At 48.6% G+C, this 23,424-nt stretch carries 32 protein-coding genes and 1 riboswitch; of the genes, 24 read left to right on the top strand and 8 right to left on the bottom strand.

Annotation, left to right across the window (positions count from 1 at the left end; all coding sequences use genetic code 11):
• Positions 1-17 precede the first annotated feature (17 nt).
• Positions 18-515 (top strand): preQ(1) synthase, encoded by a 498-nt coding sequence (gene queF / locus ASG81_RS04525; RefSeq protein WP_056629651.1) that lies wholly within the window; start codon positions 18-20, stop codon positions 513-515.
• Between the two features lie 162 nt (positions 516-677).
• Here queF and thiD read toward each other — a convergent pair whose 3' ends face one another.
• Entirely contained in the window at positions 678-1,496 is an 819-nt protein-coding gene (thiD, locus tag ASG81_RS04530) for a bifunctional hydroxymethylpyrimidine kinase/phosphomethylpyrimidine kinase (protein WP_056629653.1), read from the bottom strand.
• 117 nt (positions 1,497-1,613) lie between these two features.
• A riboswitch (TPP riboswitch) is annotated at positions 1,614-1,720 on the bottom strand.
• Positions 1,721-1,807: 87 nt separating this feature from the next.
• Between thiD and ASG81_RS04535 the strand changes: the two genes are divergently transcribed.
• The 15 genes from ASG81_RS04535 to ASG81_RS04600 all read left to right on the top strand — a co-directional run bounded on the left by ASG81_RS04535 (position 1,808) and on the right by ASG81_RS04600 (position 13,111).
• A complete protein-coding gene (locus tag ASG81_RS04535; RefSeq protein ID WP_056629656.1) occupies positions 1,808-2,365 on the top strand; it encodes a DUF1273 domain-containing protein in 558 nt (185 codons plus the stop codon).
• Between the two features lie 181 nt (positions 2,366-2,546).
• Positions 2,547-3,152, top strand: a complete 606-nt coding sequence (locus tag ASG81_RS04540; RefSeq protein WP_056629658.1) for a DUF2087 domain-containing protein — start codon at positions 2,547-2,549, stop codon at positions 3,150-3,152.
• Between the two features lie 131 nt (positions 3,153-3,283).
• Positions 3,284-4,645 (top strand): adenosylmethionine--8-amino-7-oxononanoate transaminase, encoded by a 1,362-nt coding sequence (gene bioA, locus ASG81_RS04545; protein ID WP_056629660.1) that lies wholly within the window; start codon positions 3,284-3,286, stop codon positions 4,643-4,645.
• Entirely contained in the window at positions 4,642-5,364 is a 723-nt protein-coding gene (bioD, locus tag ASG81_RS04550; RefSeq protein WP_056629662.1) for a dethiobiotin synthase, read from the top strand. Before bioA ends, bioD begins: the two co-directional genes overlap by 4 nt.
• Before the next feature lie 14 nt (positions 5,365-5,378).
• Positions 5,379-6,377, top strand: a complete 999-nt coding sequence (gene bioB / locus ASG81_RS04555) for a biotin synthase BioB (protein ID WP_056629736.1) — start codon at positions 5,379-5,381, stop codon at positions 6,375-6,377.
• 15 nt (positions 6,378-6,392) lie between these two features.
• Positions 6,393-7,571: an 8-amino-7-oxononanoate synthase gene (gene bioF, locus ASG81_RS04560; RefSeq protein WP_056629664.1), complete on the top strand. Its 1,179-nt coding sequence runs from the start codon at positions 6,393-6,395 to the stop codon at positions 7,569-7,571.
• Positions 7,568-8,383, top strand: a complete 816-nt coding sequence (locus tag ASG81_RS04565) for an alpha/beta fold hydrolase (RefSeq protein ID WP_056629665.1) — start codon at positions 7,568-7,570, stop codon at positions 8,381-8,383. The genes bioF and ASG81_RS04565 overlap by 4 nt, the downstream gene beginning before the upstream one ends.
• Positions 8,346-9,209: a malonyl-ACP O-methyltransferase BioC gene (bioC, locus tag ASG81_RS04570; RefSeq protein WP_056629668.1), complete on the top strand. Its 864-nt coding sequence runs from the start codon at positions 8,346-8,348 to the stop codon at positions 9,207-9,209. The genes ASG81_RS04565 and bioC overlap by 38 nt, the downstream gene beginning before the upstream one ends.
• Positions 9,210-9,385: 176 nt before the next feature.
• Positions 9,386-10,066 carry a class I SAM-dependent methyltransferase gene (locus tag ASG81_RS04575; RefSeq protein ID WP_056629670.1) on the top strand — a complete coding sequence of 227 codons (681 nt, stop codon included), beginning with the start codon at positions 9,386-9,388 and terminating at the stop codon, positions 10,064-10,066.
• An 87-nt stretch (positions 10,067-10,153) separates the two neighbouring features.
• Positions 10,154-10,357 carry a hypothetical protein gene (locus ASG81_RS04580; RefSeq protein ID WP_056629672.1) on the top strand — a complete coding sequence of 68 codons (204 nt, stop codon included), beginning with the start codon at positions 10,154-10,156 and terminating at the stop codon, positions 10,355-10,357.
• Between the two features lie 216 nt (positions 10,358-10,573).
• On the top strand, positions 10,574-10,801 hold the full coding sequence (locus tag ASG81_RS04585; RefSeq protein WP_056629674.1) for a hypothetical protein: 228 nt from the start codon (positions 10,574-10,576) through the stop codon (positions 10,799-10,801).
• Between the two features lie 71 nt (positions 10,802-10,872).
• Positions 10,873-11,025 (top strand): hypothetical protein, encoded by a 153-nt coding sequence (locus ASG81_RS31830; RefSeq protein WP_200961425.1) that lies wholly within the window; start codon positions 10,873-10,875, stop codon positions 11,023-11,025.
• Positions 11,026-11,201: 176 nt separating this feature from the next.
• The gene (locus ASG81_RS04590; protein ID WP_056629676.1) at positions 11,202-11,711 is read left to right on the top strand and encodes a GyrI-like domain-containing protein; all 510 of its coding nucleotides are present in this window, start codon (positions 11,202-11,204) and stop codon (positions 11,709-11,711) included.
• 93 nt (positions 11,712-11,804) lie between these two features.
• On the top strand, positions 11,805-12,323 hold the full coding sequence (locus tag ASG81_RS04595; RefSeq protein ID WP_056629678.1) for a GyrI-like domain-containing protein: 519 nt from the start codon (positions 11,805-11,807) through the stop codon (positions 12,321-12,323).
• Between the two features lie 119 nt (positions 12,324-12,442).
• Positions 12,443-13,111 (top strand): DNA alkylation repair protein, encoded by a 669-nt coding sequence (locus ASG81_RS04600; protein ID WP_056629679.1) that lies wholly within the window; start codon positions 12,443-12,445, stop codon positions 13,109-13,111.
• A 1-nt stretch (position 13,112) separates the two neighbouring features.
• Here the strand turns inward: ASG81_RS04600 and ASG81_RS04605 are convergent, their stop codons facing one another.
• Positions 13,113-14,507, bottom strand: a complete 1,395-nt coding sequence (locus ASG81_RS04605; protein ID WP_056629681.1) for an MFS transporter — start codon at positions 14,505-14,507, stop codon at positions 13,113-13,115.
• A 121-nt stretch (positions 14,508-14,628) separates the two neighbouring features.
• Between ASG81_RS04605 and ASG81_RS04610 the strand changes: the two genes are divergently transcribed.
• A complete protein-coding gene (locus tag ASG81_RS04610; RefSeq protein ID WP_056629683.1) occupies positions 14,629-14,961 on the top strand; it encodes an ArsR/SmtB family transcription factor in 333 nt (110 codons plus the stop codon).
• A 22-nt stretch (positions 14,962-14,983) separates the two neighbouring features.
• Entirely contained in the window at positions 14,984-15,562 is a 579-nt protein-coding gene (locus tag ASG81_RS04615; protein ID WP_056629685.1) for a GNAT family N-acetyltransferase, read from the top strand.
• Between the two features lie 451 nt (positions 15,563-16,013).
• Here ASG81_RS04615 and ASG81_RS04620 read toward each other — a convergent pair whose 3' ends face one another.
• From ASG81_RS04620 to ASG81_RS04640, 5 genes are all read right to left on the bottom strand, one after another.
• A complete protein-coding gene (locus ASG81_RS04620; protein WP_056629687.1) occupies positions 16,014-16,418 on the bottom strand; it encodes a DUF350 domain-containing protein in 405 nt (134 codons plus the stop codon).
• Positions 16,419-16,533: 115 nt separating this feature from the next.
• A complete protein-coding gene (locus tag ASG81_RS04625) occupies positions 16,534-17,847 on the bottom strand; it encodes a glutathionylspermidine synthase family protein (RefSeq protein ID WP_056629689.1) in 1,314 nt (437 codons plus the stop codon).
• A 4-nt stretch (positions 17,848-17,851) separates the two neighbouring features.
• Positions 17,852-18,187: a hypothetical protein gene (locus ASG81_RS04630; RefSeq protein WP_235548728.1), complete on the bottom strand. Its 336-nt coding sequence runs from the start codon at positions 18,185-18,187 to the stop codon at positions 17,852-17,854.
• Positions 18,188-18,670, bottom strand: a complete 483-nt coding sequence (locus tag ASG81_RS04635) for a hypothetical protein (RefSeq protein ID WP_056629691.1) — start codon at positions 18,668-18,670, stop codon at positions 18,188-18,190.
• Positions 18,671-18,675: 5 nt separating this feature from the next.
• On the bottom strand, positions 18,676-19,695 hold the full coding sequence (locus ASG81_RS04640; protein ID WP_056629693.1) for a potassium channel protein: 1,020 nt from the start codon (positions 19,693-19,695) through the stop codon (positions 18,676-18,678).
• Between the two features lie 191 nt (positions 19,696-19,886).
• Here ASG81_RS04640 and ASG81_RS04645 point away from each other — a divergent pair, with 191 nt between their 5' ends.
• The 3 genes from ASG81_RS04645 (at position 19,887) to ASG81_RS04655 (ending at position 21,291) form a co-directional block, all read left to right on the top strand.
• Positions 19,887-20,279 (top strand): phage holin family protein, encoded by a 393-nt coding sequence (locus ASG81_RS04645; protein WP_056629695.1) that lies wholly within the window; start codon positions 19,887-19,889, stop codon positions 20,277-20,279.
• A gap of 85 nt (positions 20,280-20,364) precedes the next feature.
• Positions 20,365-20,766, top strand: coding sequence for a hypothetical protein (locus ASG81_RS04650; RefSeq protein WP_056629697.1), 402 nt, complete (start codon positions 20,365-20,367; stop codon positions 20,764-20,766).
• Between the two features lie 135 nt (positions 20,767-20,901).
• Complete coding sequence (locus ASG81_RS04655) at positions 20,902-21,291, top strand: cytochrome c oxidase subunit II (RefSeq protein WP_056629699.1); 390 nt, start codon at positions 20,902-20,904, stop codon at positions 21,289-21,291.
• 70 nt (positions 21,292-21,361) lie between these two features.
• On the opposite strand, the gene ASG81_RS04660 is transcribed toward ASG81_RS04655, so the two are convergent.
• Positions 21,362-21,628: a hypothetical protein gene (locus ASG81_RS04660; protein WP_056629701.1), complete on the bottom strand. Its 267-nt coding sequence runs from the start codon at positions 21,626-21,628 to the stop codon at positions 21,362-21,364.
• Positions 21,629-21,735: 107 nt separating this feature from the next.
• Here ASG81_RS04660 and ASG81_RS04665 point away from each other — a divergent pair, with 107 nt between their 5' ends.
• The 3 genes from ASG81_RS04665 to ASG81_RS04675 all read left to right on the top strand — a co-directional run bounded on the left by ASG81_RS04665 (position 21,736) and on the right by ASG81_RS04675 (position 23,387).
• The gene (locus ASG81_RS04665) at positions 21,736-22,023 is read left to right on the top strand and encodes a Dabb family protein (RefSeq protein WP_056629703.1); all 288 of its coding nucleotides are present in this window, start codon (positions 21,736-21,738) and stop codon (positions 22,021-22,023) included.
• A 152-nt stretch (positions 22,024-22,175) separates the two neighbouring features.
• Positions 22,176-22,595, top strand: coding sequence for a DUF86 domain-containing protein (locus ASG81_RS04670; protein ID WP_056629705.1), 420 nt, complete (start codon positions 22,176-22,178; stop codon positions 22,593-22,595).
• Between the two features lie 135 nt (positions 22,596-22,730).
• The gene (locus tag ASG81_RS04675; RefSeq protein ID WP_235548732.1) at positions 22,731-23,387 is read left to right on the top strand and encodes a helix-turn-helix transcriptional regulator; all 657 of its coding nucleotides are present in this window, start codon (positions 22,731-22,733) and stop codon (positions 23,385-23,387) included.
• Positions 23,388-23,424: the final 37 nt, after the last annotated feature.

Below are 23,424 nucleotides of genomic sequence, written 5' to 3' on the forward strand. Positions count from 1 at the left end.
GGAGGGGCGAACAAGGCATGGAAGGAAGAAGCAAGGAAGAGCTGAACGGCGTGACGCTGCTCGGCAATCAAGGAACGAAATACTTGTTCAACTATTCGCCGGAAATTTTGGAGGCGTTTGATAATAAGCATCCGAACCGGGACTATTTCGTAAAGTTTAATTGTCCGGAGTTTACAAGCCTTTGTCCGATGACGGGGCAGCCGGACTTTGCGACTATTTATATTTCTTACATTCCCGGTCCGAAAATGGTAGAGAGCAAGTCGCTTAAGCTGTATCTGTTCAGCTTCCGAAATCACGGCGATTTCCACGAGGATTGCATGAATATCATTATGAATGATTTGATTGCGCTCATGAACCCGAAATATATTGAAGTATGGGGCAAGTTCACGCCTCGCGGCGGCATTTCCATCGACCCTTATTGCAACTGGGGGCAGCCGGGCACCAAATACGAGCAAATAGCGGAGCATCGCCTCATGAATCATGATCTCTACCCGGAGAAAGTGGATAATCGCTAGATAACGATCAAAGCTGCATCGATGATAAAAAGGGACACCTGCCGCAGGTGTCCTTTTTTTGCCCGTCTAAAGTCTAGGCCGCTATCCGGCTTAACGTACTGCTTTGCAGCATGGCGGCATCGTTAACGAGCTTTGGAATCGTACCGGAGAGGGCATGTTGATCTAGTCATGGATCCCGCCGCGCAGCCTGCGCTGATACGCAAAATGATTCGTAGGCCCATGGCCGCCGCCGAACCCGAGCTGATCTTCAATGGCAGCTTGAATGAAGGCTTTGGCCGTTCTAATCGCATCCGGTACTGAATTTCCTTGCGCGATTAGGGCAGTTAACGCGGCCGAGAAGGTGCACCCGGTACCATGAGTATGGCGGGTATCGATGCGCTTGCTTTCTAAATAGTCGAATCGCTCCCCATCATAAATGAGGTCGACAAGCCGTTCGCTGCCCGTATCATGACCGCCCTTAATGACGATATAACGGGAGCCCATTTGATACAAGATTTTGGCTGCTTCCTCCCGGTTGCTGAGCGTACGGATAGGCATCCTCGCGAGCAGCTCTGCCTCCGGAATGTTAGGCGTAGTCACGAGCGCGAGCGGCAGCAAATGCTTGATGAGCGATTGAATGGCTTCCTGCTGAAGCAGAGAAGAGCCTCCTTTGGCTACCATGACAGGATCAATGATCAGGTTCTGCCACTTATACTGTTTTATTTTGGCGGCCACGATCTCTATGGTTTCTCCGTTAAACAGCATGCCCGTCTTTAGAGCGGAAGGCTCCAGGTCCTCGCCAATCGATTCAAGCTGCCTTCTAATGGCCGCCGCCTCCATGGGATAGACGCCTTGAACGCCAAGCGTATTCTGGGCAGTAACCGCGGTTATGACGGACATGCCATATGTGCCGAGCTCTTGAAAGGTTTTCAGATCGGCTTGAATACCTGCGCCGCCGCCGCTATCTGAGCCTGCAATCGTTAACGCTTTATATATTTTCATCTCATTATCTCCTTCAATCGTATTTTGCGTTATAACAAATAAAGACCCGCCCATTTCCGAAGGGAAATGAAGGGTCATGAAGGGTCTAACGTTCAACAAGGCTTGCGCACATGAATGAAAGCTTCTGCTCCACTTCCCTCCGCTGGAATGATCCAGATCAGGTTCCAAGGGTCCGGAGCATCTATGCGCCCCATCTCAGCCGTTAAACTCCCCTAGTGAAATTATTAGGTAATTATTAAAATTGTATTTTTTCTACTATAGCATACACTGGAGAGATGTAAACCTTAATTATTCGAAAAGGCGTTGAACAAATGAAAAATCTACTCGTTACAGGCTATCGCGCGCATGAGCTTAATATTTTCAGCCAGAAGCATGAGGGCATCATTTATATTAAAAAAGCGTTGACCGGCAAGCTGATTCCGCTCATAGAAGACGGACTCGAATGGATCATTACCCCAGGCCAGTATGGCGTTGATCTGTGGGCCTGCGAGGTCGCCATCGCACTCAAGGAAATATATCCTCATCTTAAGCTTTCGATTATTACGGCTTACAGCAACCCGGAAGAAAAGTGGAAGGACGATAAAAAGGAATTTTATCAGCAGGTGTTAAATGGGGTCGATTATTATGCCGCGGTCAGCAACCAGCCATATAACGGGATTTGGCAGTTTACGGCGCGGGACGAGCTGTTGTTCCGCAAGACGGACGGCATTCTGCTCGTTTACGACGAGGATGCCGGTGAGGGCAGCCCGAGGTTTTTCAAAGAGAAGGCTTTAAAGAGGCAGCAGGCAGACGGCTACGGCTACATAAGCATCAGCTCGGAGGACATTCAAAGCATAGCTGACGAAGACAATTTGTATTCGGAGAATTAATGATTTATAGAAATAGACATCGTACTTTGCTATTAGTCTATAACTGACAGGTGATCAGCCTGTCAGTTATGGTTCCGGTATTTCATTAATTGACAAATCGATGGCGCTGCATTATCATCTAATTTAACTTACATCTAATTAGATAAACTTTAAATCAATTTCTGAAGAAGGAGGCAATAGCATGCAGTTGGATAAGGTTGTGGCGTATCACAAGGCGCTAGCAGATACAACGAGAATCAAAATAATGATCATGCTGGCTGATGGCGAGCTTAACGGGCAGGTGCTGGCAGAGAAATTAGGCGTTACGCCTGCTACGATTACGCATCATGCGACTAAATTAAGGGAAGCTAGCTTAATTAATGAGCGCAGAGACAAGAATACCATTTATTTTTCGCTGAACCACTATTTTATTAAAAGCAATGCCAGTGCCACAGAGCAGCTCATTTATCGGAATGCGGGAATAGACGGGGAGGCGGAAAGTATGGAGGAAAGCCGCAAGCGCTTGAAGGATTCTGTCATCAAAAATTTCTTTACGGCAGAAGGAAAGTTGAAGCATATGCCGGCTCAGCATAAGAAAAAGCTGATCGCGCTCCAGCATATCGTGTCGCAGCTTTCGAGAGGCCAGCGGTATACGGAAAAGGAAATAAACGAGTTTATAAGAGGCTTCCATGACGACTTTGCCACGATACGCCGGGAATTCATTATGCATCAATTCATGTTTAGAGAGAATGACATTTACGAATTGAATCCTCAGGAAATGTGGGCAAAGTGGGAGACGCTGGCTTAAATAACATGTGAGATGCGGGCTGGCTCTTTACACCGCTAGGCCTGGTCTGCTAGAATGGCTACATTCAATTGTTAACCATTACATTAGAAACTTGGTTAACAATCGAAATGATTAACGGATGGTGATAGTTTATGACACCGCAATACGAACGGCTTGCTGCACTTAATAAGGCTCACTTATGGCATCCTTTTACGCAAATGAAAGACTATAATGACGCTGATCCGCTCATCATCGAACGGGGCGAAGGCGTCCGGCTTTATGACGTCCAGGGAAGAGCTTATTATGACGGCTTCTCATCCGTTTGGCTCAATGTACACGGGCATAACGTGCCGGAGTTGAATCAAGCGATAACGGACCAGCTGGAACGGGTCGCCCACACTACTTTGCTCGGGATGGCCAATGTACCGGCAATTGAGCTTGCGGAGAAGCTGGCGGGGATCGCTCCAAAAGGCTTACATAAAGTTTTTTACTCCGATTCCGGAGCAACCGGCGTCGAGATTGCGATCAAAATGGCATTTCAATATTGGCACAATCGCGGGGTAAGAGGTAAAACGACGTTCATCACAATGAAGCAAGCGTACCATGGGGATACGATCGGTGCGGTCAGCGTAGGAGCTATTCCGCTCTATCATGACGTGTTCCGTCCCATGCTTTTTCCATCCCACGTTATTCCTTATCCGTATGCTTATCGCCATGAAGGCGGTGCCGCTGAAGCGAAGAAAGAAACACTAACGGCATTGCGTCATCTTCTTGAGACGCGGTCAGATGAGATCGCTGCACTCATCGTAGAGCCGATTGTGCAAGGGGCCAGCGGCATCATTGTAATGCCGCAGGGCTGTTTACGCGAGATGGCTGCGCTGTGCCGCGAGTATAACGTACTGCTCATCGCTGACGAGGTAGCGACTGGCTTCGGTCGGACAGGCGCTATGTTCGCTTGCGATCTCGAGGACGTTGCACCTGATCTGATGGTAATCGGAAAAGGCCTTACGGGCGGCTATTTGCCTGTGGCAGCAACGCTTGCGACGGATGAGGTGTACGACGCGTTTTATGCCGATTACCGCGAGCAGAAAACATTTTTCCACGGTCATTCCTTTACGGGCAATCCGCTTGGCTGTGCCGTAGCTTTGGCCAGCTTGAAGCTGTTTGAAGAGCGCAGCATGGTTGAAGGAGTGCAAGCGAAGGCGTCATTTGTAGCGCAAAAGCTTGCAGCGCTTAAGGATCGTCCGCATGTCGGCGAAATCCGGCAGCAGGGGCTGATGATCGGCATCGAGCTCGTGCGCGATAAGGTTTCGCGCGAGCCTTACGATTGGGCAGAACGAATCGGCGTACGCACGAGCCAAAGGGCGAGGGAGCTTGGCATGCTTACGAGGCCGCTTGGCAATGTCGTCGTGTTCATTCCTCCGCTTGCCAGTACAGAAGCTGAGCTTGATGCCATGACGGATATTTTGGCGGAATCGATTGTTAGCGTCACTGAAGGCGGCTTGATGAAATGAATCAGATACGCGGATTATTTGTGACAGGTACGGACACCGGTGTCGGGAAAACCGTCGTTACGGCAGCTCTTGCCGCTGCCCTTCGCGCACAGGGGCTGAATGCCGGCGTCTGGAAGCCCGTGCAGTCCGGCACGCTTCTTGGCAGTGGAGCTTCTGACGCAGAACGTCTGCTGCAATACACCGGAATAAATGAGCGGGCCGAGGCGGTGGCTCCATATACATTTGCCGCTCCTCTTACTCCGCTGCTCGCCGCCAAGCAGGCGGGGTTAACTTTAACCATGCAGGAAATTGTTACCGCTGGTGAACCGTTAATGAACCGGTACGAAACACTGCTCATCGAAGGGGCAGGGGGCGTCGCGGTTCCGCTGACCGACGATGCCCTTGTGGCGGACTTGATCTCGGAGCTCCGTTTACCGGCTCTGATCGTAGCCCGATCTGGACTCGGCACGATTAATCACACGCTTCTTACCGTGTCGTTTCTGCGGCAGTACAACATTCCGATCATAGGCTTTATATTAAACGACGGCGAATCGGCCGAAATACATGACGACCCGAGCATCGCAACGAACGCAGAGCTGATTGAGCGATATAGCGGCATAACGTTTCTCGGACGGTTTCCGCGCTTGCATGACGAAACGAATACGGAAACGTTGATCGACACGGTTCGAGAAATGATCCAATTAACAACGATCAAACAGACATTAGCAGTTCAATCTTAGGAGGATGATGGATGATGAGTACAAATGCAGCAAAGTTGGAATGGTCTGCGCTTTCTCAAAAAGCGCTTAATGGCGAAAGCTTAACGGTTGAAGAAGGGCTTGCCGTGCTTGAAGCGGACAACGATGAGGTGCTTCCGCTGATGCAGGCCGCTTTTCAAGTGCGAAAGCATTTTTACGGTAAAAAAGTGAAGCTGAACATGATCATCAACGCAAAGAGCGGCTTGTGCCCCGAAGACTGCGGCTACTGCTCGCAATCTATCGTATCGACGGCGCCGGTTCAAAAGTATACTTTGCTCGACAAAGATACGCTGCTTGCAGGAGCGCGCGAGGCTATGGCACGCAAAGCAGGGACTTATTGCATTGTAGCGGCCGGGAAAGGCCCGACTGAGAAGGAGCTGGATCAAGTAGTGGATGCGGTTAAAGAAATCCGTGACACCATGCCGCTCAAAATTTGTGCTTGTTTGGGCATCTTGAAGGACGGTCAAGCCGAACGTTTAGCGGAAGCCGGCGTACACCGTTACAATCACAACTTGAACACAAGCAAAGCGAACTACCCGTCTATCACTACAACTCATACATACGACCAGCGTGTTGAAACAGTGGAGAAGGTGAAAACATACGGCATGTCCCCTTGCTCCGGCGTTATTATCGGTATGGGTGAAACGAATCAAGAAATCGTTGAAATGGCTTTCGCCCTCCGTGAGCTCGATGCGGATTCGATTCCGATGAATTTCCTGAATGCGATTCCAGGGACTCCTTTGGAAAATGCAGGCCGCACGCCGGCTATGAAAGCATTGAAGGTTCTGGCGCTGTTCCGGTTCATCTGCCCGTCTAAAGAGATTCGTGTCGCGGGCGGCCGCGAGGTCAATCTTCGTACGCTGCAGCCTTTGTCGCTGTACGCCGCAAATTCACTTTTTGTAGGCGATTATTTAACGACTGCGGGCCAAGACATTTCGTCTGATCATCTTATGATCGAAGATTTGGGATTTGAGATTGAATTAAATGCCCTTTAAGAGGCGGTAGTGACCATGAACTGGATGGAAAAAGAACTTGAGCAATTGGCTGACGCATCGTTGGAACGCTTCTTGTGTGACAGTGGCCCGGTTCCGGATTGTCCTGGTTATACGGTGCGCGGAGGGCGAGTGCTGCTGAATCTGGCTTCCAATGACTACCTTGGGCTTGCGCAGCATCCCGCGATTATTGAAGCGATTCGCGAAACGCTGCTTACCGAAGGGGGAGGCTCCGGCGCTTCACGCCTGGTGACCGGCAACCGGCCGCCTTATGGCCGTCTCGAAGAAGCGCTGGCAGCGTGGCAGAATAGTGAAGCGGCGCTTGTTTTTGCAAACGGCTATATGGCTAATTCCGGTGTTATTCAAGCGCTCGCGGGTCGAGGCGATGTGGTTTTCAGCGATCAGCTAAACCATGCGAGCATTGTGGACGGCATTATACTTAGCCGCGCAGAGCATGCAAGGTACCGGCATAACGATATGGAGCATTTGAAGGTATTGCTGCACAAGCACCGTGATAAACGACGCAAGCTGATTGTCACGGATGCTATCTTCTCAATGGACGGTGACCAGGCACGCCTGCGCGAGCTCGTTTCGCTCAAACATGAGTACGGAGCGATGCTGATGGTGGACGAGGCGCACAGCGGGGGGATTTACGGTGAACGGGGCGAGGGATTATGCCATGAGCTTGGTCTGCAGAACGAGGTGGATGTGCATATGGGAACGTTCAGCAAATCATTCGGTGTTTACGGCGCATATGTGTGCGGCAGCCGAACATTAATTCGCTGGCTAATCAACAAGGCAAGGCCGCTCATCTATTCAACGGCGCTGCCGCCTTCATTTATAGCCGGTATTTCAGCGTCATTAGCCTTGGTACAAGCCGATCATTGGCGCCGCGAGCGGCTCCTTTCTGCTGGCCAATTGTTCCGATCCTCGTTATTTGCGGCAGGCTTTGACGTTGGTTCCGGGGACTCTCCTATCGTACCGGTGATCATCGGCGATAACGATTTGGCCCTTCGTTTCAGTAAAGAGCTCGAAGGCGAAGGTATTGCAGCGGTGGCCATCCGGCCGCCTACTGTTCCTGAGGGAACAGCGAGAATTCGCTTCTCCTTATCTGCTGCTCATACCGAAAAGGAACTGAACGATGCTGTCGTCCGAATTCATCATATCGGGCTTCGGCTGGGAGTGGTGAGTCCATGACGGTATCGGCTCATTTTTCAGGAGATTGTTTCACAAATCAGCAGGAGAAATCCGGTACCATCTTGTGGCTAACCGGATGGAGCTTTCCGAATACAGTCTTCGACCGGCTTCATTCATTGTTACCGGAATTTCATCATATTACTGTCGATTATTACGGCACGGCAGATACGCCAGAGGAAATGCTAAAGCTGACCGAACGGGCTGCAAGAGATGATCTATCGCCGCATGCAGGAGAGACTTCCAAAGGTCCGCTATTGATCGCAGGCTGGTCGCTTGGAGCGCTGCTGGCACTTAGACTCGCAGAAAAAGCGGGAGCGGACGGTCTTTTGCTGCTCGCGGGGACTGCCAGGTTTACCCGTCCAAAAGAACAGAAGGACCGCGGCTGGCCGGATACCCATGTCAGGCAAATGATCAAAAGCCTGATGAAAGACCGACAGGAAGCAGAAACCAAATTTCGGCAGAGCGTGATTACAGAAACGGAATGGGAAGCTGGCCTCGGTGCAAGTCTTCCGCCGGCAGGAAGCTGGACAACCCCGGCGCTAATCGCCGGTCTTCAGATTTTACGAAGCGAGGACTGCCTCTCCTTGCTGACGGAAATGGAGTGCCCGGCTCTTCTTATTCACGGAACCGAGGATAATATTTGTCCTATCGGCGCTGCGGAAGAACTGGAGTCGCTTTTGCCGCATGCGGAGCTGGTATCATTAACCGGCTGCGGTCACGCACCGTTTGTAGGACGGGAAGCGTACATAGCTGAAGCGTTGAGGAGATGGTGGCTTGAGCAGCAGGAAAAACGCTATTCGACGACAATTTAACCGGAGTGCAGCCGGCTCGTATGATAGGCATGCCCACGTGCAGCGCATCATGGCGGACAATCTTGCAAAAAAATTATTAAAGGCTATGGATCACGGAGAAACAACGAAGCTAAACATTGTTGAGATCGGCTGTGGTACGGGGACGTTAACCGAAATGCTGGTTAACGATTGGCCAGGCGCGTCCATTACTGCGCTTGACATTGCGCCTGCAATGATAGAGGTTGCTGAGCAGCGTGTCAAGGCATCTAACGAATGCGGCAGCAGCTCGTCCCGGGTTCGCTTTTTGCTTGCGGATGTTGAGAAGTGGGCGTCCGATGCTTCGGCAGAATCGTTTGATATCATCGTCGCTAACGCTTGCTTTCAATGGCTGAGCCGTCCGAGCGAAACGCTAGGGAAACTTCGGCGGCTGCTTCGTGCTGAAGGCTTACTGGTGTTCACAACCTTCGGTCCAGATACGTTTCGTGAGCTTCATGAAGCATTTAATGCGGTTTATAGAGCCAGCGGAATTGAACCTCAGCGGCACGGGCTGTCGTTTCAATCATCGGGCGAGTGGCAAAGCTTGCTTCAGGAAGCAGGCTTCTCCACAATCCAATTTGAAAATTCGATTCAAACGGAAAAATACGCTACCGCAAGAGATTTTCTTCACTCGGTAAAAGCGGTAGGAGCGAGCACTTCAGAAGCGGCAGTTCTGCGCGGCCTCAGCACGCGACAGCTGTTCGCCGGCATGTATAAGGAGTATGAGAATAAGTTCAGCATACCGGGAGGCGTCGCCGCCACTTATGATCTTCTGTTTATCCAAGCAGGTGTCTCCCGAAAAAATGTATAGCTTACGTTTGAAGTAGAACGATTAATGAGGAGTGCGCTTGCGCAGCTCCTCTTATTTTTGGTCGCAAGAATTAGGCTGGAAACTAGTATTTGCTTTCATTCCATCAATAACCAAATTATGATATTGTGTTATGGAGCTTTGCAAAAGAGATCGTTGACAATTTGGAGGATTGATTCATGGGAGTAGAGTGGTACGATATGATCGCTAGAAGAAATGGCGGATATCGAAGCAATGCCGTATTTACAATCGATGGAGTGTCCGCAGAGCAAATATATGAAGAAAGACTAGCGGGTATGCTGCCTGCATTTGATTCAGTTTTAGATGCAGGGTGCGGGCATGGGGATTTCACAATAAAGATGTCACGACATGCTAAATCGATTATAGGATTTGACAATTCAATTGAAATGATTAAAATCGCTGAATCAATTAAGCAAGATAGTAAAGTGAATAATGTAGATTTTATATACGCTACGACTAAGGCTGATTTGCCTTTTAGTAACGGGCAATTTGATTTCATTTATGACAGACGAGGACCAACATCTATTATAAATCATAGTCGAATACTTTGCTCCGGTGGCACGGTATTCGGAATACACACCGGAGCTTTGACAACCGTTAAAGAAAGATTACATAATAATGGATTTATAAATATTCAAATTGAAGAGTTCAATAGCGCTGTTATCTATTTTCCAAATGAGACTGAATTTGCAAAGTTTATTTCAGGAATGCCCGGCAATCCAGACTATACTGACCCTTCATTAAGTAAGGAATTAGAAATGAAGATTGAAGAGAACATGATTAACGGTAAACTAAGTATTAAAGAATACAGATATATATGGAAAGCCAATAAACCGTAATCGTTTGAGCAATTAGTATGCCCGTTTTTAATACAGTAGTTTGGGGTAAAATAGGGCCATACCGTTACGATAAAGGTGGTGAGTCATATGAGTGAGGAAACACCAGACCATGATGAATATAAGGAAATATATAACGAAACCTCCAATACTGTAGCAGGAGTCAACACGCCCAAGGACAATGAGAAATCCAGCCCTTTGGATTTGGTCAGCGGTGCGGTAGAGGAGATGGTCGATAACGTTCAGCGAACGTTCGGAGACAACCAGCAACCGGATGATGAGAAAATGGATTAGGATACTTACAGATACGTTCTTTATGGCGATAAATTCCAGAAAAACTTCGAAGGATACTTCAGGAGAAGACCTGCCGAACTGTCGGTAGGTCTTTTCGGCAATTTGGCAGGATTATATGCTAATAAGATGGAATAGTATGGTTCAGAGTTAAGTAGACGCATATTTCCTGCTGATAAAGAATTGCGGGTATATGCAACGTAAAATGGAGGAATTTTGTTGAAGTTAAAAGTATTTATAATAGCAGCTTTCGCTACTGTAAGTATCATGGCAATCGGTTATGTGATCTCATTTTTTTATGCTTTGTCCCATCCTCCGGAAGATTTTCAATATCATGATAATTACTTTGTGGTAGCTCACATGAACTGGCCGCTGACTGTTGTTGCAATGATAATCATTTGTTTTATTATCTACAAGTTTCTAAACCGAAAGAGCGGAAAAAAGTAACCTTGCAGACTCAGAAATCTAACCGATAACAGTAGTGAAGGAGCTAGTTTACAACTGGGGAGGTAATCCTATTGCAGGAGCTTGTTGGCCGCTGCAAGGAATGTAAAAAGCAAATTTTTTGCAATGATGGATTTATTAACGGAGTAGTATTAGAAGACAAACATTTAATTTGCTTCAATTGTTTTGATAAAGAACAAGAACAATCCGTAGATCATAATGATTAAGAGTCTTTGCCGTTGCAGCGGTGAAGGCTCTTTTTTAGATATGCCGAGATTGAAGACACACGGCTGCCGGAGTAAATTGGAACTTTTTCTCAGACAAGGGCAGGAATGTTCAAAAGCATGCGGAAATAATAAAAGAAACGTTTCTTAAGTAACTTAAAAGGAGAGATTGACCGATTATGATTATTGAAACCAAAATCATCGAGAAACCTGCCTTTAGCGTCGTCGGCATGACCGAAACGATTCAATTTGATTCAACTTTACCGCCATCTGAAAACGCCATCGCCAAGCTGTGGGAGCGATTCGGCAAGCGTATTCCGGAAATTCCGGGTCAGCTCGGCTGGCGAAGCTTCGGGCTCATGCTGCAAAACCCGGATAACTTGCCCGGCGCGCCATTCGAGTATACAGCCGCTGTGCAGATCTATCAGGACAGAGACATCCCAGAGGGCATGATACGAATGGAAGTGCCGGCTGCGCGCTATATCGTACTGACTTCCCGCGGCCCGCTTGACGGCATTAGCGATGTTTTCGGGCATTTTTGGGGGCATTGGCTGCCGAACAGCCCTTACGAATACGACGGAGGCACCCGTACCGGCAAATATGAATTTGAGTTTTATGACCAGCGCTACACGCAGCCGGACGACCCGAATAGCGAAATTGACATCTATTTTCCTATTCGCGCTAAATAAGCCAAGGAGGGTATAGACGATGGTGCAGAGGAAACTCTGAACTGACGCCAATTGCGCCGCTGTTAATAGCGGGGATGTGGGGAGAGGGTTATTTTGCAAGAGACGATAGCGGTTGAGCTGGTTGAAGTGGCGCCATTCAAGGCGCTGGCAGTACGGACGGGGATGACGCCGGACAAGAGCGGGACTCGATTGGCGTGGAGCAAGCTGACGGAGCATGTTCCGCTTGATGATGCGCGGTTAGCGGCAGGGCCTTCGGCTTATGTGTTTATTCCACAGCAGCAATGGGACAAGGAAGTCGACACGCTCTGGGTCGGGCTAATGGTTCGGGAGTTCGGCAATATCCCGGATGGCGTAGAGGCGTTGGAGATTAACGGAGGGCTGTGTGTCAGCGCCCGTGTGCATGGGGATGAAGCACATATGTGGCGCGTTTATGAAACGATGTTCTCGTGGTTGGAGCAGTTGCTGGAATATGAGCTTGATAAACGTGATGGCGTGCTCGGCATGGAGACGGTTCCGCTTGAACCATTGAACGCGTTGACGATCCCCTTTACGGCAATCGAGACATTCGATTTCACGATGCTGTATCGGGTACGCAAGAAGTCGGGGGAGTGACGTGAAGGCGGCAGTTGGAATCCGGATCAAATAGCAATAATAATGGATAAGCAGCTCTGACCGTCATTGATGGCCGGGGCTGCTTTGTGCTATGGTCAAAGAAAAGGAGCTGCTGTCCTATGAATATAATTGCAAATGCGCTGGAAGCAAAATTTAGAGAGCACGCCAATCCCGAGATTGCTGAGCCGATGGAGGCGTATATGCGCAACCAGTTCGTATTTCTGGGCATTAAGACGCCTGAGCGAAAGCAGCTGCTGCGGGAGTTTTGGAAACAGAACGAAAAGCCGCAGGGCGAGGAGCTGCTTCAAACCGCAGAGCAGCTGTGGCAGCTGATGGAGCGTGAATTTCATTATGTGGCGATGGGTTTGCTTGAGAAATACGGCAAGGAGGCGAAGCCGCCGCATATCGATGTGCTGGAGCGGTGGGTGACGACTCAATCGTGGTGGGACACGGTTGATTTTTTGGCAGCGCATTTAGTCGGTTACCAGCTGTCGAAATACCCGGAATTAATTGCGGATTATACGGCGCGCTGGATTGTTTCGGAAAATCTTTGGCTGCGCCGGACCGCTATATTGTTTCAGTTAAAATATAAGCAGCATACCGATACGGAGCGGTTATTTGACTACATACGCCGTACGAAGGGCGAGAGCGAGTTTTTTATACGCAAGGCAATCGGCTGGGCGCTTCGGGAATATGCAAAAACCGATGCAGCCCTTGTGCACCGGTTTGTTAAAGAAACGGATCTCTCCCCGCTAAGCAAGAAGGAGGCGCTGAAGCATATTTTGTAGCTTAAAGCTGCTGGTTGTCTCCAAGCTGCTGAGGACTGGAAGATGCGTAGTGCAGCCAAGAAACTACAATAGCCAAAGCGGCAATGATGCCCATGCCCCAGAAAATAATCGAGAATGAACGGTCAAGCGGAAGCGTGTTTTGCGCGGATAATACGATGCCGCTAATCGCGACACTGAAAGCACCGCTAATAAATTGCAATAGCTGGAACAAGCCCATTCCTGCGCCCACATGCTCGCCTGGCAAAATTCGCGATAACTCGTTGGAAACGCTGGAATTTAAGGTAGAGAACGCTACGCTCATTAGCATATAAACGACCATGACAACGTAGATGGAACGATCTGCGAATAAGGCGAATGAAATGGCGGCAGTCAGCAAAAGCCACGGGGTGAGACGAAGCAGCATGCTGTTGCCGTAGCGATCAATTATTTTGCCAATACGATTGGAGGCCAGCATCGCAACGAGAGCCCCCGGGAAAATAATGAGTCCGGCTTGGCCGGGCGTCAGCTTGAATAAGTGAATGAGCATCTGCGGCAGCAAGAACAGCGTTGAAAAATTGTTAATGTACGATATGATGCCGAGCGTAATGAGGCGTATATACCTTTTATTACGGAACAATGAAGGCTGAACAAACGGATTCAATGCGCGGTTAATTCGAATCCAAAATAAAATGAGCGCGGTGATTCCGCCAATTAGCGCAATCCAAAAATGATTCGTAATAAACAATAGCACTCCGGTTGATCCGATTCCGATAAATGCCGCGCCCATGATGTCGAAGGAGCCTTTACTTACAGCTTCATCCGGCAGCAGACGATGGAACAGAGGGATTAGAAGCAGCGAGATGCCGGTTACGATGAACAGATCGTTCCAGCCCAGATATTGCGTAATCGCGCCGCCGATAACAGGCCCGAGACCAAGGCCGAGCGATGCTGCGGAAGTAATGAGCGCCATCGATTTGCCGCGCCTGGAGAGCGGAATGAATCTTGTGCTTAGTATGATCGTTAAGCTAAGAACGGAGCCTGCTCCTGATGCTTGAATGAGCCGCGCAACGAGCAGCAGCACATAATGATGGCTAAAAAATCCAAGCACAGAAGCGCCGCCCATTGCCATTAATCCAATTGTCAGCAATCTGCGAATGGGAACAAAGTCGGAGAGCCTGCTGTAGGTTATGGATGAAATGGCAAAGACGATGGAATAGCCGGTTATGATCCATGAGGCTGCTGAAGAGGAAAGCATGAATTCAGCTGTCACCTGGGGAAGCGCCAGATTGAACATCATCGTATTCATAATGACAATAATAATGGTTAAGCCTAGCAGAGGGATGACGAGACCGTCTCGAAAGGCGGGTCGTTCCCCGGCGGTTAAGGGGGACGCGTTAATAGCGGTAGCGTTTCTCATAGAACCTCCAAAGTGGATATTTGTCATATTTTCATTGTACGATAATTATCGTACAATGAAAATATAGCATGGGCTGTGTTATAATGCAATGAAAGTATGAAGAGTAGAGGAGAGAATGCGCTTGAAAATTTTATTTCATCCCAATCGCGATGATATTGAGCTTACTTCCGTGCTGTATGCGTTAAGTGATCCTATCCGGCTTAGCATTGTTAACGCTATTGCTAAGAGCGGCGAGCAATCCTGCGGCTACTTTGATTTTCCGGTCGTGAAGTCTACGATGACGCATCATGTCCGTACCTTGCGTGAGGCCGGCGTGCTGAATGTTCGCAAGCAAGGCACCCAGCATTTTTTGACGCTGCGCTCAGAGGATTTGAATATTCGCTTTCCAGGATTATTAGCTGCCATTATCCAGCACGATGCCTGCATAAGCGACGCGTCCATCCCGGAAGCTTAAAATAAACAAAGGAGCTGGATTCATGTCAGTATCTTCGTTTTCATTTCATGCGTTTCCTCAAATGGAAACCGATCGATTTATTTTGCGTAAAACGGAGGAACGGGATACCCGCGATTTGTTCGAGCTTTATTCGGAGGAGGAGGTCTTGAAATATACTCAGCTATTGCCGTTCTCGGCCGAGGATGAGGCATGGCATGAAATGAATTGGCATATGGAGATTTTCACACAGCAAATAGGCATAAGATGGCTAATCGAGGAGAAGCGCTCAGGCAAAGTGATCGGTACCTGCGGCTTTTTGCATTATTTGAAGGAGTATGGCCGTACCGAGATAGGTTATGATTTGGCTCCAAGCTACTGGCGTAGAGGCATCATGAGCGAAGTGGCGGCACCGATTCTAGCTTTTGGCTTCAACAGCATGAATTTAAATCGCATCGAAGCGAAGGTAGATCCTGCAAACGTTGCATCGATCGGGCTGTTGACTAAGCTCGGTTTCAAGCAAGCCGGCGAATTAAGGGAATACGAAATCGAGGAAGGGAACTTCATAGAGCTCCTTGTCTTTTCCATGCTTCGCAAGGAATTTTCTGTTTTGCATCTGCTGTAAGCACCTATCGCAAATGTCGCTTACAACGTATAATAGAAGGAAGAGAGTGAAAGCTTACGAAGTAAGTTTTGCTTCACAAAACCGAGCATATGCTTACGAAGTAAGTTTTGCTTCACAAAACCGAGCATATGCTTACGAAGTAAGTTTTGCTTTATAGGAGGACAACAATTATGTCCATTAGCAAAGCGAAAAAAGCAAGACATAAGCTGGCGCAGCAAGGGCGCGTGACGCCGGATGTTATGCGAGGCAGCTGGCAGGGCGTCAATCCAACTATCAAACGTACACCTACTTTACAGGAGAAGCAAGCAAAGCTGAATAAGAAACACCGAAGGAATCACGCGAGCTATAGCGATGGTTCCTTTTGCATTTATAAGAGGAAGCAAAGAAGGGCAACCGCCCGGCAGACATTGCTGCTGGATGGTTGCCCTTCTTTTGATTGCGCCAGACGCTGCTACATCAGAAACGTACCGATTACGATGGAGACGCCGATGATGACGGAGCGGAGAAGCTGGGCAACGGCAAGATTGCCCTGCTTAATCTGATCACATACTTTAAAGCGCGGCGTAAGAAAATCGAATATAAGATAGACCAAGCACAGAATGGTGATGCCGATGGCGGACCAGATAAGCATGGACACCCATGAATGGGAGCTGTACGAAACCATTGCGACTATGATACACAATCCCAGCAGCTTGCTGCCCATATACATTCCTGCTGCTTGATTGCCTTTGTTAATTTCCTCGGAATCGTTATAACGGGTTAATTTACTGAATACGAAAGCGCCCACGCCTAAAATGATGAGCAGGAGAACTAGGCCGATCCCAACATTAGCGGCATTTTGCCAAAATTCATTCATATTGATCCTCCTCAAAGTTTTGTGAAGCAAAACTTGCTTCGTAAGCATCGACTTAAAGTTTTGTGAAGTATCGGCTCTAAGTTTTGTGAAGCAAAACTTATTCCGTATGCCGCGGTTAGTCTCTAATGGCGGCGGGGCAGTAATAAGCCATATCGCCGGTAATTTTGGCGCCGACTCTAGGGAGCAGGCCGGCGAAGGTGCCGCCGATTACATAAACGCCGGTTAATAAGCAGCCATGGAACTTACCCTCGTCGGTATCTACGTCGGTTTCTTCCATCGTAAAGCGCTGCTGATAGATTTTTGGCTGCTCGCTGTAATACATTTTCGTTTCATCCGCTTCTTCCCCATAATCCTGATGGCCCCATTCCTCAGACTCCAGCGTACCGTCATCTGAATAGAGAGCCGTTCCCTTGCCTTCGCGCCCCCAGTAGCTTTTGGCGACATAAGGAATATGCTGCTGAATGAATACCGTATTCTCAAAATAAGTGGGGAGAAGGTAGGTGCGAATGACCTCAAGCTCCGTTTCATCAAAAAGCGGATGGCCGAGTACGTCCGGCGAGTGCTCGTTTCGTTCATATAACGCCCAGATGAGCGCCATGAAGCCTTTGCTTTGCGTAATGATGCTCTGCGGCGGATTTATGAGCGCAAGCCGGCCGAGCAAGGCGAGCTCCATGAGCGCTTCACCGATCGGCAGGCCGGTGTCCGCCCCTGTATCATGAATCAAATATTCAAGCGGATAGAGGCGGTACAAAATATCGATGCGTTCGCCGTCGCCGTACAAGCCGTCGCCCTCTACGATAACAAGCTGGTCGAGCGGTACGAATAGGACGGAATAGCCGAGCTCGCGAATCACGTCCATCACATATTCCGTATTGCATTTATCTTCAATATGCCAATCGTAGCAGGTGCAAGCGATCGTTCCCGTTAAGCCTTCGCTTCGGTAATGGGCGATAAGCTTCTTGAACGCGTCCTTAAGCGCATCGCGCATTTTCTCTGAAGCGGAGCGATGAGCGGTGTAACGGCTGACGATTGCATTTCCTAGAAAAGCGGTCTCCGGAATGCCGGTTGGGGTGTCGGTATTATTTTCGATACATTTAAGCCCCTGCGCCGTTACGATCCAGTCCTGCCGGGATACCCCGTGGGAAGGCGTTTCCATACGCGCCGCCGGGATCAGAGAGGGATGAATGCCTAATTGTTCGATTAGAAAAGCATCAGGCAAATGCTGCTGCGCAAACCGCAGCGATTTTGTGTAGATCCGGTCGATTTGCTCTGAGGCGGCTTGAAGCTCCTCGAATTCAGCCAGTGTGTACAGCGTTACGGCTGGAAGGCAGTATTGCTTTCCATACATGCGATGGTATGGAATTCGCCGGGCAAGCTCGCCTTGAAACAGCTCGCCATGGGACAGTGAAAGCGGAATGACGCGCTGCACGTGCTTAACCTCCGCTACTGCTGCTAATGCCGGAGCTGCCGAAGCCTTTTGAAGAGCTGGAGCCGGATTGGTAGCTGGATGATTTTTTATAATTTTTGCCGTTTGAAATATAAGTGCCGCCCCTGCCGCCGCTGTTATCATCGCAGTAGCCGTTATTGTCGTAGTCCGCACAATCTGTAGTATTAGCCGTATTGCAGCCGCTGAGAGCGACGGGTACGGTTAGCATCAAGGCGAAAGCGAGCGCTTTCTGGCTGTTCGCTTTAAATTTAGCTCCGGCTGCCGCAACAGCCTCTTTTGAAGCTCTGCCGGCTGCCCGCTGCTGTGCCTGCTCATCACCCATCTATAAGTTCACCCCTTTCAAAAAAACGACGATCTTGCTGCGATCCATATCATAGATGGTATAGATCGTTTCATAGGTTCTCTGATCACTCACAATATAATGGTCAAGCAGAAGCTGAGCGAATGCCAGCGGGCTTGCCGGGGCTTGCTGCGCAAGCGTACAAGGATTAAAGCGGTAGCCGTTCCATAGCAAATATTCGACTTCCATATAAGGGGAGATGGTGACGTATTCGTGAAGGGCGGCGCGAATCGCCTGCCCGTATACGATATCGCCGGATTCATTATACGGCTTAGCATAAATATGATGGCGCTTGCCGTCCTCGCATTCGTTAGCCGTATGCTCAAACATGCTATTGCGGAATACGGTTGCATTTACGAGCTTGCGAACAAAAATGTCGTCACGCGTTACATCGACTTCCGTAATGGTTCGCTCTACGCGTTGTTCTTCCTCCGACCATTTAAAGTAGGTCAGCGTGCTATTCATCGTTACTACCGCCTCTCTGATCTAATCTTCGTGATGGTTTCGTCATTAGAAATAACGAATAAGCGGGCAGCGGCCGGTATAAGCGCGTCAAGCTTGCGGTTAATGCCCATGTCGGCGCGATCCGCGATAAGGGTGGCGCCTTTGCGCAGCAGCGCTTGGAAAGCATCGTCATACGTGGACCAGCCCGGATCTACGGCAACCTCGAATACGTCCTCGCCATATTTTCTGCTGAGCAGCTGCATGAAAATATCTACATTACCTTCCTTTAGTGCAGATCGTACGGCCAATCTGGAAACGGCATCATGCGATAAAATAAAATCATTTACTTGTACGTGCCGGAAATTGAGAATATGCTTCTCCAGTATAATTTCAACCGTCGTATGGACAGCGGGAGCCGCCTGTTCAATGCTTGATGCGATCAGCAGCGATTTGCCGTCGATGAGCGAGGTATCATCAATACGCGGATCGGCAAAAATTATCGCTGAACGGGCCGAATGAATGTTAGCCTGCTCAAGCACGTCAGCCGATGTTGGATCGCCGCTTACGAAATGGACCCGTTGTTGATCAAATGGATGCTTATCGCTGTTATCGATAATAACAATGGTCACCTTAGCATCCGACTCCAGCAAATCCTCAACCGCCAGCTGCGCTTTTTTGCTCCAATTAATGACGATAATATGGTCCCGACCTTGAAATTTCAATTTTCCACCTTCTCTTCTGCGCTGAAGATCAGCGATCGAATCGATAATTTTTCCGATTAACAGGCTGAGCAGACCGATTCCGAACACGTATAGCAGCATGGCGAGCACTTTGCCGGGCACCGTCTTTGGGAAAAAATCGCCATATCCGACTGTCGCGACCGTCGTCATGACCCACCAGAACGAATTAAACCAATTGCTAAAGGTATCCGGTTCAAGCAGGAAAGCAATCGTAGAGCTGATTAATACGAGCAATAAAGTAAGCAAGACGACAAAGTAATTGTTTAGACGAAGCAGCTTAACCGTAAGTTTCAAAAATATTTGCATGCCTGTCACCCTCGCTCAAAATGATTGCTTTATAAACCATACTATCTTTCCTAGCATTTTCCAATATGAAAATATTTGAAGTCAAAAATCTGCTTCATAGAATACGGCCTGCCAGCTTGCGGGAAGACGGACAACCACCGCCTCTTATGCATATAATATTGTACATTTAAATGAAGGAGGTGTGATGAATAATGCCCTTAATTTGGCTATGTTCCGTTTTCGGTCTGATTGGTTCAGTCATTACATTTGCTTTCGGCAGTTGGGTGGAGTCTCTTACCTTATTAGTAGTTGCGATGGGCATCGATTATGTTACGGGGGTCGCGGCATCGATCAAAGAAGGAAGAGGCTTGAACAGCGTTTTTGGAGCATGGGGCTTGACTCGAAAAGGATTAATGCTGCTCGTTATTTTGCTCGCTCATCGAATCGATATATTGCTTGAGACGAGCAATGTGACGATGGGCGCCGCCATCTATTTCTATATCGCCAACGAGCTGATTTCCATTACGGAAAATTATGGCCGGATCGGTCTGCCGCTTCCTGAGCGGCTCCGCAAAATAATCGAAGTGCTTAAGGATAAGAAGTAACTTTTGGATATACGCAATTTAACTTGCATGAAATCGTCGTTGCTGGCTATAATAAGAACAGATGTTCTTGTTTGGAGGGGTGGCAATGGCCGCTAATGAGGAAGAAATTCGCGGCAGAGTCAGAACGGCTGCGCATCCGCCGATACAGACCGAGGAAGAGCTCGTGCTGGTGAAGCGTTACGTGCTGCTTGGAATCGTAATGCGTATTTTGGACCATGATATTCGTGTGATCGGCACTTCAGCCATTAAGCTGCCGCGGTTTTATGAATCCATGCTGCGCGGCTTGCAGGACCGGGTGCTGCTTGAGCTCGCTGCCATCAGAAAGCAGTTTCGAGAGACGGGCATTAAAGTGTACGAGGAGAAGCGCGAAACGGACGGCTTGCACGCCGAGTACGTTTGCCGGGGCTACCATCATCGTTTTTTTATGCTGTGGGGTTTTGTGAAGGCGGAGTCCGAACGCGTATTAAAACAGTATTTGTCCAGCTGATTTTGAATTTGTTCATGGTTTTGTCAAAATAACAAAAAAACTTTTCCCCTTTCCGAAGTTTAAGGTTGAGAACTTCGGACGATCTTATGTAATATAAGAGGTAGACATTATGATCGCAAAGGGGAGCACATAGCAATGCATAAGTGGATTATGTTTACTTTATTTGCAGCGGCGTCGTTGCTGGGCTTATATTTGCTCACATTCGCCTTGCCTGCTAAGCCGGTTGACGAGTCAGCCTCGCTGCCAGAGGGTATGACTTTACTGAAGGTAGTAGCATCCAATGATTTCGTATTTGATCAAGAAGAGTACAAAGTTAAGGTTGGAGACAAAGTCAGACTCAAGCTTTCGAATAAAAGCGGTATTCACGGGGTACATATTGACGAGCTTCAAGTAGCCCTGGATAACGACCACCCGGAAACGGATTTGGAATTTACGAAGCCAGGCACATATAAGATCTATTGCTCTATTCCATGCGGGCAAGGACACACAACGATGCATTCCACTCTAATCGTTGAAGCAGCCTAAAGCTATAGCGATTTACGGATTGTAAAAATGCGAAAGGAGCCGAAAGGCTCCTTTTTGTTGAAATGAACAGCTATCGCGCCGAACGGGGATGACGCTCGCTTTCCCGGCCGCGTGCGATGAGCACGTCGGCGATAAAGCCGAGCAGCGCCCACGTAATTACTGTAAGTGCATACATGAGCAGGACGCTTACCTCATGCACGTCAATAAATAAATCAACGACCCATGAGGGAATGCTGAACATGAAAAAAACAAAATTGTGCGGGTCATAGCCCGTGTAATTAAACAAGCAGATTGCGAGTCCAATTAATGTAGCAACAATTGTAACCGGATAGCGCATAACGTACCGATCTCCTTCGCGTTAAAGATTGCCGTAATGCGACTGCATAGGTTATTATGTGACAAAAGGACGAAAGTCATGCAACGAAATCAGAGGAGGAAACAAAAATGATTACTCATATCGTTTTTTTTAAACTTAAAGATGGCAGTGATGAGAGCGTAGCGCGTACCGCACAGGTACTTAGAGATATGGAAGGCAAGATTGAAGTATTGAGGTCGATCGAAGTGGGCATAGATGTTCTGCATTCGGAACGCTCTTACGATATCGCGCTTATTACGAAATTCGAATCATTGGAAGCGCTCGAGGTTTATCAGGTGCACCCTGTACATAAAAAAATAATCGAGCATATGGCGCAAGTTCGCGAAGCTTCCGTCAGCGTTGACTTCGAAAGCTGAGAGGCAGGTTAACGTTTTATGAGCGATATGAGAGACGTTTATGAAGTGATGACGTATTTGCTGGTCATTATTTTTAGCAGCATTATTATGGTAGTTTGGCTTAAACGCAAGGCGAAAAAAAAGAAGCAAGGCTGAAAGCGGGCGACTGATTGATGTATTATGTAAATCGCGAACAAATTGCCGTACGGCTCCAATCGATTGCCGAAATCGCATCAGCGCTGCAGTTTCTTGCCGCAAATTGGCAGGGTACGTTGCTTGAAGGTTTGGCACAGGAGAGAGCGCTGCATCTTGCCGTTGAAACAGTAACGGATGTCGGGAGCTTCCTCATCGACGGGTTTATTTTGCGGGATGCGAGCAGCTATGAGGACATCATCGAAATTACGGGTGAAGCAGGCGCATTTCCGGGCGACATGGAGAAAACGCTGATCGAGCTTGTAAAGCTGCGCAAGCCGTTAGTCCAGGACTATTATGTATGGAAGAGAACGGAGCTTCATCCGCTTTCCCACACGCTATCCACACTGCTGCCAGCCTTCAAGCAATCGGTTGAAGACTATTTGGAACGCGAGCTGTAGAGCTGGGCAAAAGAGCTTTTGCTGTCAAATAGAGGTTCTTGCTAAGTAAGCTTTGTTTAGCTTGATTTACGAAAAAGTCAAAATACGATACAATGACGCTATCAAGCCTGCAAAGGTGGTGAAGGGTTGAAGCGGATGAAAGCGGCAGGTGCTGCCGGCATGACGGCAGAGTCTAGAAAAGATAGCTCTACGCGCGAGCGTATATTGATGCTGCTGAAAACAGGCGGCAGAATGAACGCCGGCGACATAGCGAGTGAGCTCGAATTAACGGAAATGGCAATTCGGCGGCATATGTATACGCTGGAGAGCGAAGGCAGCGTCAACGTCATATCTGTGCGTCAGGCAATGGGCAGACCGCTCCATGCTTACGAGCTGACGGCTCAGGCAGATGAGCTTTTTCCAAAAAATTATCATTTGCTTGCACTCGATTTGCTCGGCGAGCTGGCGGATGACCCGGATACTGCAGCGCTTATTGACCGGATGTTTGAAGGCCGTAAGAAGAAGCTGCTCGAACGGTATGAGCCGCGTATGGCGGGCAAGAGCTTGGAGCAGAAGGTAAGCGAGCTTGCTGCTATTCAGAATGCTGGGGGCTACATGACTGAAGTTAAAACAAAAAGCGATGGCAGCTATATGCTATTCGAGTATAATTGTCCGATCGCACAGGTTGCCGGTAAGTACCAGCAGGCGTGCGGCTGCGAGCTTTCCTTGTTTAAATCCTTGCTTGATGTGCCCGTGGAACGTACGGAATGTTTGGCTAAGGGCGGAGGCAAATGCAGCTATCATATCGGTTAACGGAATAGATAGAAGAACGATAGGATGTTTTAGCAGA

Origin of the sequence: Paenibacillus sp. Soil522, from assembly GCF_001428245.1 — a bacterium.
Taxonomy (GTDB): domain Bacteria; phylum Bacillota; class Bacilli; order Paenibacillales; family Paenibacillaceae; genus Pristimantibacillus.